Here is a 13,463-nt window from a genome sequence, read left to right as displayed (position 1 = left end):
GCCTGCTGCGTCTTTTTGTTATCGCCTCCCCACCCTCGCGTCTCCTGAGTGTCCCCAGCCACCGGCACGCGAGGAATGACGTTCGTGACTTCACAGATCAGCCGTCGCAGCATGCTCAAGGCGGCGGGAGCCGCGGGTGTCGCGGTGACCGCCGCGACGGCCCTGCCCGCCACCGCAGCCGCCGACTCCGCCTTCGCGCACCCGGGTCTGCTGCACACGCAGGCCGACCTCGCCCGCATGGCCGCGAAGGTGAAGGCGGGCGCCGCGCCCTACACGGCCGGTTTCGCCAAGCTGACCGCCAACCGCCATGCGCAGAGCGGCTGGACGCCCAACCCGCAGGCGACGGTGTACCGGGGCGCGGGCAGCCCGCAGAACTACGCGACGCTCTACAACGACATCCACGCCGCGTACCAGAACGGCCTCCGCCACCACGTCAGCGGCGACAGCGCGTACGCCGACACGGCCGTGGCGATCCTCAACGCCTGGTCGGCGAAGCTGACTTCCATCGAAGGCAGCGCGGACCGTTTCCTCGCCGCCGGGCTGTACGGCTACCAGTTCGCCAACGCCGCCGAACTCGTCCGGGACCACCCGGACTTCGACCTCTCCCGCTTCCAGGAGATGCTCACCAAGGTCTTCGCCCCGCTCAGCGACGACTTCCTGGTCCGGCACAACGGTGCCGTCATCACCAACTACTGGACCAACTGGGACCTGTGCGCCATGGCCTGCGTCCTGGCCACGGGCATCTTCTGCGACGACGCCTCCCAAGTCGCCCGGGCCGTCGATTACTTCAAGCACGGAGAGGGCCTCGGTTCCGTCAAGAACGCCATCCCCGTCGTGTACGACGACGGCCTCGCCGAGTGGCTGGAGGCGGGCCGGGACCAGGGGCACGCGCTCCTCGGCGTCGGCCTGATGGGCACGTTCTGCGAGATGGCGTGGAACCAGGGGTACGACCTGTACGGCTACGACGACAGCCGGTTCCTCAAGGGCGCCCAGTATGTGGCGAAGTGGGGCATGGGAGGGGAGGTGTCCTACACCGCGAACACCCGCGCGAAGGGGGCGATCGGGGGGTGGTCGGGGAGGGAGACGGCGTCTGCGGCGGCCGGCGTCGACCCCGCGATGACGCGTCCCATCTGGGCGATGATCGCCAACCACTATACGAAGCGGCGGGGGCTTTCGGCGTCGTACGTCACACGGATCGCGGCGAAGTCCTCGCCGGAGGGTGGGGGCGGGGACTACGGCCCCAACAGCGGGGGTTATGACCAACTGGGCTTCGGCACGCTGGCGTTCACGCGGGACCGGGTTTCGGATACGGCGGCTTCTCCTGTTCCGGCGGCCACGGCGAGCACTTCCCCGGCCTCCGGCACACGGCCCCAGACGGGAGGTACGGCGTCCCCCGCCGCCGGCCAGGACCTCGCGGCCACCGGTTCCAACGACATCGCCGGGTGGTCGGCGGCCGCGGGGATCACTGCGGTGGCGGGAGGCCTGCTTCTGCTGCGTCGGCGGGATCGGGTGCGGCGTGGGGGTGCGGAGTAGGGAGTGCCGGGTCGGGTTGTCGGGCGGCTGCGGGTCCGTTGTGGCTGGTCGCGCAGTTCCCCGCGCCCCTGGGGAGTTGCAGTCACCCACGCCGGGATGGACCGGTCCCCACCTCACGCGCCTCGACGTACCGTTCCCCACCTGGCGCGCCCCGGCGGACCGTTCGCCGCACCGCGCGCCACGACGGGCCGGTAGCCGCGTACGGCGCGCAGGGGACGGGGTGGGGGGTGTCCGCCCGCAGCGGCCGGCGTCCGTCACCGAGCCCTGCTCAAGGGACCGAGCCGCCGGACCGAGGACGGACACCCCCCACCCCGGCCCCGACCCACCCACCGAACCCCACGCGCTACACCCGCCCCCACCGAGGCCGAAACGGGCCGCCGCAGGCATCCAGGGGCGCGGGGAACTGCGCAAAACGCCCGCCCCCACCGAACCCGCACCCGAAACCGAACCCGCACCCGCACCCGCACCCGCACCCGCCCAACCGCCGGAGGCTCACGCCGAGGCCGTCAGCGGCTTCGCGATGTCCTCCAGCGACCGCCGCTCCGCCCGCACCGCCAGGAACGCCGCCACCAGACCCGCCGCACACATCAGACCCGCGCCGATCTGGAAGGCAAGCACCGTGTCCCCGACCTTGCCCGTGCTCGTCAGGTCGGCGAACAGCAGCGGTCCGCTGATGCCACCCGCCGCCGTACCCAGCGCGTAGAAGAACGCGATCGACATCGCCCGCGTCTCCATCGGGAACACCTCAGACACCGTGAGATAGGCACTCGACGCCCCGGCCGACGCGAAGAACAGCACCGCACACCAGCACGCCGTCAGCGTGCCCGCACTCAACGACCCCTGGTCGAACAACCACGCCGTCCCGAACAGCAGCAGCCCCGACAGCAGATACGTCGACGAGATCATCACCCGCCGCCCCACCGTGTCGAACAGCTTCCCCAGCAACAGCGGCCCGCAGAAGTTACCGATCGCGATGACCGCGAAGTAGTACCCGGTGTCCCCCGTCGGCACGTCGAAGAACGTCGTGAGGATCGCCCCGAACCCGAACGTGATCGCGTTGTAGAGGAAGGCCTGGCCTATGAAGAGCGAGAACCCCAGCACCGAACGACGCCGGTAGTCCGAGAACACCGTCCGCGCGATCTCCACGAACGTCACACTGCGCCGCTGACGGATCGTGAGCTCACCCTCGGGCCGCGGCAGCGGCTCGCCGCCCCGCTCCGCCTCCACCCGCTCCTCGATCGACGAGACGATCCGCTCCGCCTCCTCGTCCCGCCCATGGATCAGCAACCACCGCGGACTCTCCGGCACATGCCGCCGTACGAGAAGGATCACGAACGCCAGCACCGCCCCGAGCGCGAACGTCAGCCGCCACCCCACGTCCTTCGCGAAGATGTCCGTGTTCAGCGCGACGATCGACAGCAGCGAGCCGCCCACCGCTCCCAGCCAGAAACTCCCGTTGATCATCAGGTCGACCCGGCCCCGGTACTGCGCCGGAATCAGCTCGTCGATCGCGGAGTTGATCGCCGCGTACTCCCCGCCGATCCCGAAACCGGTCAGAAAGCGGAACAGGAAGAACCACCAGGAGTCGAAGGCGACCGACGTGAGCGCCGTGGCGGCGAGATACACAGCCAGCGTGATCATGAAGAGCTTTTTACGGCCCCACTTGTCCGTCAGCCGCCCCCAGAACAGCGCTCCTAAGCACGCCCCGGCCACATACAGCGCCGCCGCGATCCCGGTGACCTGCCCGGAGGAGATGGACAGCCCGCTCCCCGGCTCCGAGAGCCGGCTCGCGATGTTGCCGACGACCGTGACCTCCAGGCCGTCGAGGATCCACACGGTGCCGAGTCCGATGACGATCGTCCAGTGCCAGCGCGACCAGGGAAGCCGGTCGAGCCGGGCGGGGATGTTCGTCGTCACGGTACGGCCGGTATCGGCCTGGGCTGTGGTCACGGAAGGGCTCCCTCCCCATCGAGCGACCCTCGAGCGATCCTCGAGCGAACCCCACCCGGGTGCCCTCGACCAGGCCGCCTACGCCCCCAGCGCCCGCGACACCGTGTAGATCAACAGCCCCGCGAGCGAGCCCACCACCGTGCCGTTGATCCGAATGAACTGAAGGTCACGGCCGATGTTCGCCTCGATCTTCTTCGTCGTGTGCTCGGCGTCCCAGCCGGCCACCGTGTCCGTGATCAGGGAGGTGATCTCCCGCCGGTAGGTGGTGACCACGTACACCGCGGCCCCCTCCACCCACCCGTCGACCTTCGCCTGCACCTTCGGGTCCACCGCCATCCGCGCCCCCAGCGACAGCAGCGACGCCCGAACCCGCAGCCGCAGCTCACTGCGCTCGTCCTCGGCGGCAGAGACGATCATCGACCGTACGGCGGTCCAGGCGGACGCGATCAGGTCCTGGACCTCGCCGCGCCCCAGCACCTCGCCCTTGAGCCGCTCGACACGCGCGCGTGTGTCCGTGTCGGACTGGAGGTCGGAGGCGAAGTCCGTCAGGAACCGGTCCAGCGCGCCCCGCGCCGGATGGGACGGCATGTCCCGCATCTCGGTCACGAAGCGCAGCAGCTCCTTGTAGACCCGCTCGCCGACCTTCTTGTCGACGAAACGCGGGGTCCAGCCGGGCGCGCCCCCCTGCACCGCGTCCATGACCTGCTCGTCATGGAGCACGAGCCAGTCGTGGGCCCGGGCCACCACCAGGTCGACGACCCTCCGGTGCCCGCCGTCGGCGACGACCTTCTCCAGCATCTTCCCGATGCCGGGCGCGATCTCCTGGGCATCGGCCCGCCGGGTGATCGCCTCCCCGACCACGGCCTGGACGTCGGAGTCCCGCAGGACGGTCAAGGCACCCCTGAGCGCGGCCGACAGCTCCGCCGTGACCCGGTCGGCGTGCTCGGGGTCGGCCAGCCACGCCCCCAGCCGGCTGCCGATCCCCACGGCACGCAGCCGCTGTCGTACGACGTCCTCCGAGAGGAAGTTCTCGCCGACGAACTCGCCCAGCGACACCCCCAACTGGTCCTTCTTGGTGGGGATGATCGCGGTGTGCGGGATGGGCAGGCCGAGCGGGTGGCGGAAGAGGGCGGTGACCGCGAACCAGTCGGCGAGCGCGCCCACCATGCCGGCCTCGGCTGCCGCGGCGACATAGCCGGCCCAGGCACCGGCGCCCTCATGGGACGCCCACGTGGCCAGCACGTACACCAGCGCCACGAAGAGCAGCAGCCCGGCCGCGATGAGCTTCATCTGGCGCACACCGCGCTGTTTCTCCTGGTCGGCCGCGCTGAAGGTGTTCATCGCACGTACGGCCGAAGCGGGGACGGCACGGTTCACGGCCCCGTCCGGCCGGGCATGCTGATCCACGTCAGATGGTCCCGTTTCCTGAGCTTTCGTGCGTTCCATCCGCTCCACCCGTTCGGTGATCCCTCACACATTGTCCCTTCCTGAGCGACTCCCGGAACGGAACAAGAGTTCCCGGCGTCATTCCGGACGAGCGAACCGGAGGGGCTCTCGTCCCTTGCTCTCAGGTTCATGCCTCATCATGAGGTGATCAGATCGGAGCCCCGGGCTCCCATCGCCCTAGGAGAACAGCACCACATGACTCGGCGTCATGGTTACGCCCTGCTTGCCGCGATCATCGCCGTGATCGTGGCCATGTCCACCGCCATCTATGTCGGAGTGGCGGCCGACAGCGGCACCAGGGACCGCACCTCGCTGTCCGGCTCCCGGCCCGCACGCCCCTCCGCCGCACCCGCCTCCGCCGGAGTCTGGGTCGGCAGCTGGTCCGCGTCCCCGGTCGGCGCCGAGCCCGGCACCCGGACCGAGGGTCTGACCGGCCGCTCCGTCCGCAACGTCGTGCACGCCGCCGTCGGCGGTACGAGTGCCCGCGTCACGCTGTCCAATCTCTACGGCCGGACCGCGCTGACCATCACGCACGCCTCGATCGCCCTCGCCGCCGGCACGGAGACCGCCGCGGCGAGCGCGGGAACGATGCGGCCGCTCACGTTCGCCGGCAGCACCACGGTCGTCATCGCGGCGGGCGGGCAGGCGCTCAGCGACGCCGTCGCCCTGGCCGTCCCGGCGGGCAGCGACGTCCTCGTCACCACCTACTCCCCCACCCTGTCCGGGCCGGTCACCTACCACCCGACGGCACGGCAGACGTCGTACGCCGGCGAGGGCGACCTCACCCAGGACGAGACCGGGACGGCGTACACCGAACAGGTCGACCGCTGGCGGTATCTCACCGCGCTGGACGTCCTCAGCGGCGAGGCCGACGGCACGGTGGTCGCCTTCGGCGACTCGCTGACCGACGGCAAGAACTCCACCGCCAACGCGAACGCCCGCTGGCCGGACTACCTGAACCTGCGCCTGCGCACCGCGCTCGCCGCCGGCCGGGATCTGCCCCGCTACAGCGTCGTCAACGCGGGGATCGGCGGCAACCAGGTCCTCTCGGACGCCCGTGGCCGCCCGCTGGAGAACCAGGCGGGCATCCGCCGCTTCCGACGGGACGTGCTCGACCGCCCCAACGTCAAGATCGTGGTCATCGACCTCGGCATCAACGACATCCTCCGCACGCCGGGCACCGTCGACCCCCAGAAGATCCTCACCGGCCTGCGCGTCCTGGTCCGCCAGGCCCACGCGCGCGGCATCAAGGTCGTCGGCGCGACCCTCATGCCCGTCGGCAGGCGCACCACCATGACCGAGGCCCGCGAGGGCGTCCGCCAGACCATCAACGCGGAGATCCGTTCGGGCAGGGTCTACGACGCGGTGGTCGACTTCGACAAGGCGCTGAGGGATCCCTACGACCCCCGCAGGCTCCGCGCGATGTACGACTCGGGCGACCGGCTCCACCCGAACGACAAGGGGTACGAGCGGATGGCTGACACCTTCGATCTGGACTACCTGAAGGGGTCCACGGCGGCACGGCTGTAGCAGCGGGTCGGTGGGGGCCGGTCGCCCCCACCGACCGCTCAGTCCTCACGCCGTCGGCGCCGGTCGCGCATCATGTCGTGGTGTCCCCCGATCATCCGCCGATGCGCGTCGCGGGCATCGTCCCGGACGGACTCCCTCAGCTCCCGGACGGCCTCCCGGCGATCGAGCCGCTGCTGCCGCCGCTCCTCGCGGAGCGCCCGCCGCTCGGCCCTCGTCGGCTTCCGCTCGATCCCGACCCCGCCCCAGAACGCGAACCCGGTCACGACCACCCGAGGCGCCCCAGGCTCCCCCGGGACACCCTGCTCACGGTGGTCGAACCCGCCCATGATCCCGATCCCCCGCACCACGACCTCAACCCCCGGCGGCACGATCACCTGCATCCCGCCCATGATCGCGACACAGTTGATCTCGACCTCGCCGTCGGTGAAGTTCGCCTCGCGCAGATCGAGCTCCCCACCTCCCCAGAAGGCGAAGCAGTTGAACCGCCGGGGCACGGTCCACCGCCCCTTGCGCTGGAACCCGGACATCACGGCGACGGCCCACGTGGACGAGCCCTCGCCGCCGACGATCCGGGACGCCCAACTCCCGTCCGGCTCGGGCCGCTTCAGCATGTCGACCTTGGGAGCGACCACCTGGCCGACCGGAAGATCCCGGGTGATCGGCGCGAGCTCGCCGTACGTCCTCGCCTTGTACGTCGCGTCCAGGCGTTCCTCGAACTCCTCCATGTCGAGCCGCCCCTCCGCGAGGGCGTCCCGCAGGACGTCGGAGACTCGCTCACGATCGGCGTCGGAGGCACGCAGCTCCGGGCCGGGGGGCCTGGGGGGTGTCCCCCCAGAAGACACAGCGTCCGTCATGGGATCAGCCTACGAGCAACGCCTCCCCACGGCTACGACACCGCTTTCTCCGCTTCTCCCGACGGGGGTTTGGGGGCATCCCCCAATGAATGCAGCATCTTCGCGATCACCGCCTCGATGTCCGGCTCCCGCACCGACAGATCCACCAGCGGATACTCCGCCGCGACCCGCGCCACCAGCGCCGCCGCCGACTCGGACGCCGGGAAGGCCAGCCACTGCCGCGGCCCTTCCACCCTCACCACGCGCGCGGGCGCCGCCTCGATCGGCGGCAACTCCCGCTCCAGGTCCACCACGAGGGTGCGCTCGCTCTCGCCCACCTCATGGAGACCGGCGAGGGGACCGTCGTACATCAGACGCCCGTGGTCGATGACCATCACCCGCGAGCAGAGCTGCTCGATGTCCTGGAGATCGTGGGTGGTCAGCAGGACCGTCGTGCCGCGCTCGGTGTTCAACTCCCGCAGGAAACCACGCACCTTGGCCTTGGAGATGACGTCGAGTCCGATGGTCGGCTCGTCGAGGTACAGCACCTCGGGGTCGTGCAGCAGGGCCGCCGCGATGTCGCCCCGCATCCGCTGGCCCAGCGACAGCTGTCGTACCGGGACGTCCAACAGGTCGGCCAGTTCGAGGAGTTCGACGCAGCGGTCGAGGTTCTCGCGGTAACGGGCGTCCGGGATGCGGTACATGCGGTGCATCAGCCTGTACGAGTCGATCAGCGGGAGGTCCCACCACAGGGTCGTGCGCTGGCCGAAGACCACACCGATGCGGTGGGCGAGCTTCGTCCTTTCCCGGGACGGGTCGATCCCCGCCACCCGCAGGCGACCACCGCTCGGCGTCAGGATGCCCGTGAGCATCTTGATCGTCGTCGACTTGCCGGCGCCGTTCGGGCCGATGTACCCGACCATCTCGCCGCGCGCCACGGTGAAGGAGATCGAGTCGACCGCCCGCACCTGGCGCCGCTCCCGTTTCAGGAAACCCGTCTTCCTGCGCACGTCGAAGACCTTCTCGACGCGGTCGAGTTCGATGAAGGCGTCCACCGCCACGTCCACCACCAGGCCCACCCCTAACTTCCCGTACTCCGATAGGACCCGAGTCCAGCCCGCCACGCGAGCCCGGCCAGCGCACCGCACGCCACCGCCACCAGCGGCGGCGCGAAGGCCGCCCACTGCGGCAGATCCAGCGGGTACGGCCGGTCCAACACATAAGAGGCCGGTACCCAGTTGACGAAGGCGAGGGGCAGCATGAACGTCACCCCGCGCACGAAGTCCTTCCCGAACACCGTCGGCGGATACTGAAGCAGGGTCGTACCGCCGTACGTGAACGCGTTCTGCACCTCGGAGGCGTCCTGCGCGAAGATCTGGAAGGCCGCGCCCGCCACGAACACCGCGCAGAAGATCGCCGCACCGCTGACCACCATCACCGGCACCAGCAGCACCTTGGCCGCACTCCAGTCGACGTCGACCGAAGCCAGCGCCCAAACCAGCACCACTGTGCCCTGGGTGATCCGGCCCAGGCGGCGCACCGCGAAACGGTCCGCGCCGATCTGGGCGAGCACCGGAGCCGGCCGCACCAGCAGGATGTCGAAGGAACCGTCACGGATCCGGGCGCCCAGCACGTCCATCGAGCCGAGCACCAGGTCGGCGATCCCGAAAGAGGTGACCGAGAGGCCGTAGAGGAAGGCGATCTCGGGCAGGCCCCAGCCGCCCAGCGAGTCGACCTGCGAGAACATCAGCAGAATCCCGACGAAGTCCAGGCCGGTCATCAGCAGGTTGCCGAACATGGTGACGACGAAGGACGTGCGGTAGGTCATGGAGGAGCGGACCCACATGCCCGCGATCAACCAGTAGGCCCGCACACCCTCACCCAGGCGGGACGTCTCAGCCACCCTGCACCACCACCCGCCGCGTCGCCGCCGACTGCAGCAGCCGCCCGGCCGCCAGCAGCACCACCGCCCACGTCGCCTGGAAGGCGTACGCCCCGAGCGGATCGGCCTCCCCCATCAGCACGTCCGCCGGCATCTGGAGCTGCGCCGCCCACGGCAGCGCCCGCACGATGTCGCCCAGCACCCCCGGGAAGGCGTTGAGCGGGAACACGATGCCCGAGCAGAAGACGCCCGTGATCATCACGGCCTGCATGATGCCCATGCCGTCCATCAGCCAGAACACGCTCAGCGCCGCCAGATAGCGGATCCCGAAGCTGACGACCATCGCGAGCAGCAGCGCCACGAACAGGGCCGCCCACGAGGTGACGTCCGTGGGCAGCGCCATCGGGAAGAACAGCGCGCCGAAGACGAAGGGGATCACCCCGCGTCCCAGCAGCTGGAACAGCGAGCGGCCCAGATCGCTCGCCAGCCACCACAGCTGGAGGTCGGCCGGCCGGTACAGATCGACCGCGATCTCACCCGTTCGGATCCGCTCGATCACGTCCTTCTCGGCGCCGCCGCCCTGGATGGCCAGCGTCGAGTACAGGCACTGCCCCAGCCATACGTAGGTGACCGCCTGCGCCTGGTCGTAGCCCCCGAGATGGGGCTTCTCGTCCCACAGCGCGAGATAGGTGTAGACGAGGATCACACCGAAGACGGTGTTGGTGAACACCCCGGCGAGCGTGGCCGCGCGATATGTCGCGTATCGTCTGAATCCCCCCGCCGCGACGGCCGCGTACAACCGCCAGGAACCCACATCCACAGCCCTCCTCGGCCCGCCGACACCAAAGCGCAGGAGCCTAGTGCGCAGGTGACGAGGCGGGCCACCCATTTTCCGGGCGAGACGCGCGCCATATCCGGGAACGGAACGCAGGGTGCGAGAGTCTTCAAGAGGGGACGCAGAAGGCGTACGAGGGCGTACGGGAACGTACGAGGCGAAACAGGAGTCCGTGCACGACATGAGCGACCAGCCGCAGCAGCCGACCGAGAGCTGGGCACCGAGAGACCCACAAGCGGCTGAAGAGCCCGACGGGAAGAAGAAGGCCAAGCGGCCCCGGCGTACGGGCTGGCGACGGCTGATCCCGACGTGGCGCATGGTGCTGGGCACCTTCGTCCTCGGGCTGATCGTCCTGGCCGGCCTGTTCTTCCTCGGCTACTCCATGGTCAAGATCCCGCCGGCCAACGCGCTCGCCACCAAGCAGTCCAACGTCTACCTCTACGCCGACGGCAGCCAGCTCGCCCGCGACGGCGAGGTCAACCGCGAGAACGTCTCCCTCGCACAGATCTCCAAGGACGCCCAGCACGCCGTACTGGCCGCCGAGGACCGCGACTTCTACTCCGAGTCCGCGATCGACCCCAAGGCCATGCTCCGCGCCGGCTGGAACACCGCCACCGGCAAGGGCAAGCAGTCCGGCTCGACGATCACCCAGCAGTACGTGAAGAACTACTACCTGGCCCAGGAGCAGACCGTCACCCGCAAGGCCAGGGAGTTCTTCATCTCGATCAAGCTGGACCGCACCCAGTCCAAGGACCAGATCCTCGAGGGCTACCTCAACACCAGCTACTTCGGCCGCAACGCCTACGGCATCCAGTCCGCCGCCCAGGCCTACTACGGCGTCGACGCCGTCGCCCTCGACCCGGCCCACGCCGCCTACCTCGCCGCGCTGGTCAACGCGCCGAGCGAGTACGACGTCGTCGCGCACCCCGAGAACAAGGCGGCGGCCGAGGCCCGCTGGAACTACGTCCTGGACGGCATGGTCAAGAAGGGCTGGCTGGCCCAGTCCGACCGCACCGGCCTGAAGTTCCCCATGCCCAAGGAGCAGACCGTCTCCACCGGCCTGTCCGGGCAGCGCGGCTACGTCGTGCAGGCGATCAAGGACTACCTCACCACCAACAAGATCGTCACCGCGGAGCAGCTGGAGGCCGGCGGCTACCGCATCACCACCACCCTGGACAAGTCCAAGCAGGACGCCTTCGTGAAGGCCGTCAACGACCAGGTGATGAAGAAGCTCGACAAGAAGGACAACAAGGTCGACAACTACGTCCGCGCGGGCGGCGCCTCCGTCGACCCGAAGACCGGCAAGGTCGTCGCGATGTACGGCGGCATCGACTACGTCAAGCAGTACACGAACGGCGCGACCCGCGGCGACTTCCAGGTCGGCTCCATCTTCAAGCCCATCGTGTTCGCCTCGGCCGTCCAGAACGACTCCGAGACGCAGGACGGCCAGACCATCACCCCCAACACCTACTACGACGGCACGAACAAGCGCCCGGTCGTGGGGTGGAACGGCGGCACCTACGCCCCCGAGAACGAGGACCAGGGCACCTACGGCGAGATCACCGTCCGCGAGGCCACCGACAAGTCCGTCAACTCGGTGTACGCGCAGATGGCCGTCGACGTCGGCTCCGACAAGGTCAAGCAGACCGCGATCGACCTGGGCATCCCCTCCGACACCCCGGACCTGACGGCCTCCCCGTCCATCGCGCTCGGCGTGAACACCGCGAGCGTCCTCGACATGGCGGAGGCCTACGCCACCCTCGCCAACCACGGCCGGCACGGCACGTACACGATGATCGACAAGATCACCAAGGACGGCGCGGAGACCGTCGAACTGCCCAAGCAGCGCACCAGCCAGGCCGTCAGCCGCCAGGCCGCCGACACCACCACCTCGATACTGCAGAGCGTCGTCGAGAACGGCACCGCCACCGCCGCCCAGGCCGCCGGCCGTCCCGCCGCCGGCAAGACCGGCACCGCCGAGGAGGACACCGCGGCCTGGTTCGCCGGCTACACCCCCGAACTCGCCACGGTCGTCTCGGTCATGGGTCAGGATCCGGTGACCGCCGCCCACAAGTCGCTGTACGGCGCGATCGGCCTGGAGCGCGTCAACGGCGGCGGGCCGCCCGCCGAGATCTGGGCGCAGTACACCAAGGCCGCCCTCAAGGGGAAGCCGGTCACCGACTTCGACCTCGAGCTCCAGCCGGGCGCCGAGATCCAGGCCCCGAGCAGCCAGGCACCGGTCGACCCGACCACCGGCGGCGAGGACAACGGCGGCACCACCGGCGACACCACCGGCGGCGAGGAGACCCCGGGCCAGACCGAGGGGCAGACCCAGGGCCAGGACAACGGCGGCACGACCACGACCGGCGGCGACACCACGACGGGCGGCACGACCGACGGCACGACCGACGGCGGCACCACCACCGACGGCGGCACGACGACCGGCGGGACCACGGGGGGCACCACGAACGGCGGGACCACGACCGACGGCGGCACGACGGGTGACGCGACCGGTGGAACCACCGGAGACTCACCGAGCGGCGGGGCGACGACGGAGGGCGCGGGCCTGGTGCCCACGTCCAGATGGGACTGACCGTCCCGCGGCACGGCGAAAGGGGCCGGTGACGACGGTCACCGGCCCCTTTCGGACCGCTGTCTACAGGTACAGGCCCGTCGAGTCCTCGGAGCCCTCGAACCGGTCGGCCGCCACCGCGTGCAGATCACGCTCACGCATGAGGACGTAACCGGTCCCGCGCACCTCGACCTCGGCCCGGTCCTCGGGGTCGTACAGCACCCGGTCACCGGGCTCCACGGTCCGTACGTTCTGCCCCACGGCGACCACCTCGGCCCAGGCCAGCCGGCGTCCGACGGCCGCGGTGGCGGGAATGAGGATGCCGCCGCCCGACCGCCGCTCGCCCTCACCGTTCTCCTGCCGCACGAGTACGCGGTCGTGCAGCATCCGGATGGGCAGCTTGTCGTGCGGGGTGTCGTTTCTCTTCGCGCTCACGCCACTGAACCTACCTGTCTTCGGCGCCCGTGTACGCGGCCGGGTCAGCCCTTGCGGCGCCGGGTTCCCAGGGCGAGCAGCCCCACGAGTCCCACGGCGACGAGGGCGACGGGCACGACGCGCTCCAGCCGGGGCGCACCCTCCTCGTCCACGAACTGGGCCTTCACATCCGTGACGGCCTTGTTGACGGAGACGTACGCCCGCCCGAGCGTGTGGTCGATGTTGGAGACGACTTTGGCCTTGGCGTCGCCGACGATCGTCTTCGGGTGCACCCGCACCCCGATCTCGTCGAGCGTATCGGCCAGCAACTCGCGGCGGCGCTTGATGTCCGCCTCGATCTGCGCCGGGGTTCTGATGTCCGACGTGTCCGCCACGGTGGGGCCTCCGGGGTCGCTGCTACGTGTCGTGGACAGTCTGTCAGTTCCGGCCGCGACCGCACTGTCAGGA

Annotated in this window: 11 protein-coding genes; 3 read left to right on the top strand and 8 right to left on the bottom strand. The window is 69.9% G+C overall.

Going from position 1 to position 13,463, the window contains the following annotated elements:
- Positions 1-111: 111 nt before the first annotated feature.
- Entirely contained in the window at positions 112-1,533 is a 1,422-nt protein-coding gene (locus M2157_RS29735; RefSeq protein ID WP_280868293.1) for an alginate lyase family protein, read from the top strand.
- A 492-nt stretch (positions 1,534-2,025) separates the two neighbouring features.
- On the opposite strand, the gene M2157_RS29730 is transcribed toward M2157_RS29735, so the two are convergent.
- Complete coding sequence (locus M2157_RS29730; protein WP_280866693.1) at positions 2,026-3,483, bottom strand: MFS transporter; 1,458 nt, start codon at positions 3,481-3,483, stop codon at positions 2,026-2,028.
- Between the two features lie 78 nt (positions 3,484-3,561).
- Positions 3,562-4,929 carry a DUF445 domain-containing protein gene (locus M2157_RS29725; RefSeq protein ID WP_280866692.1) on the bottom strand — a complete coding sequence of 456 codons (1,368 nt, stop codon included), beginning with the start codon at positions 4,927-4,929 and terminating at the stop codon, positions 3,562-3,564.
- Positions 4,930-5,124: 195 nt separating this feature from the next.
- Between M2157_RS29725 and M2157_RS29720 the strand changes: the two genes are divergently transcribed.
- Positions 5,125-6,459, top strand: coding sequence for an SGNH/GDSL hydrolase family protein (locus M2157_RS29720; protein ID WP_280866691.1), 1,335 nt, complete (start codon positions 5,125-5,127; stop codon positions 6,457-6,459).
- A gap of 38 nt (positions 6,460-6,497) precedes the next feature.
- Here the strand turns inward: M2157_RS29720 and M2157_RS29715 are convergent, their stop codons facing one another.
- From M2157_RS29715 to M2157_RS29700, 4 genes are read right to left on the bottom strand one after another with little or no spacing between them, the layout of a single operon-like run.
- The gene (locus tag M2157_RS29715) at positions 6,498-7,313 is read right to left on the bottom strand and encodes a DUF1707 domain-containing protein (protein ID WP_280866690.1); all 816 of its coding nucleotides are present in this window, start codon (positions 7,311-7,313) and stop codon (positions 6,498-6,500) included.
- Between the two features lie 32 nt (positions 7,314-7,345).
- Positions 7,346-8,371, bottom strand: a complete 1,026-nt coding sequence (locus tag M2157_RS29710) for an ATP-binding cassette domain-containing protein (protein WP_280866689.1) — start codon at positions 8,369-8,371, stop codon at positions 7,346-7,348.
- Between the two features lie 2 nt (positions 8,372-8,373).
- A complete protein-coding gene (locus tag M2157_RS29705; protein ID WP_280866688.1) occupies positions 8,374-9,195 on the bottom strand; it encodes an ABC transporter permease in 822 nt (273 codons plus the stop codon).
- Complete coding sequence (locus M2157_RS29700; protein WP_059210056.1) at positions 9,188-9,988, bottom strand: ABC-2 family transporter protein; 801 nt, start codon at positions 9,986-9,988, stop codon at positions 9,188-9,190. The genes M2157_RS29705 and M2157_RS29700 overlap by 8 nt, the downstream gene beginning before the upstream one ends.
- Before the next feature lie 202 nt (positions 9,989-10,190).
- Between M2157_RS29700 and M2157_RS29695 the strand changes: the two genes are divergently transcribed.
- Positions 10,191-12,602, top strand: coding sequence for a transglycosylase domain-containing protein (locus M2157_RS29695; protein WP_280866687.1), 2,412 nt, complete (start codon positions 10,191-10,193; stop codon positions 12,600-12,602).
- A gap of 63 nt (positions 12,603-12,665) precedes the next feature.
- Here the strand turns inward: M2157_RS29695 and M2157_RS29690 are convergent, their stop codons facing one another.
- Positions 12,666-13,016 carry a co-chaperone GroES gene (locus M2157_RS29690; protein WP_123761009.1) on the bottom strand — a complete coding sequence of 117 codons (351 nt, stop codon included), beginning with the start codon at positions 13,014-13,016 and terminating at the stop codon, positions 12,666-12,668.
- A 44-nt stretch (positions 13,017-13,060) separates the two neighbouring features.
- A complete protein-coding gene (locus M2157_RS29685; protein ID WP_069765268.1) occupies positions 13,061-13,390 on the bottom strand; it encodes a DUF3618 domain-containing protein in 330 nt (109 codons plus the stop codon).
- Between the last annotated feature and the right edge of the window lie 73 nt (positions 13,391-13,463).

Origin of the sequence: Streptomyces sp. SAI-127, from assembly GCF_029894425.1 — a bacterium.
Lineage (GTDB): Bacteria > Actinomycetota > Actinomycetes > Streptomycetales > Streptomycetaceae > Streptomyces.
Note: the sequence above shows the minus strand (reverse complement) of the source record. Positions and strands in the feature narration are given on the sequence as shown.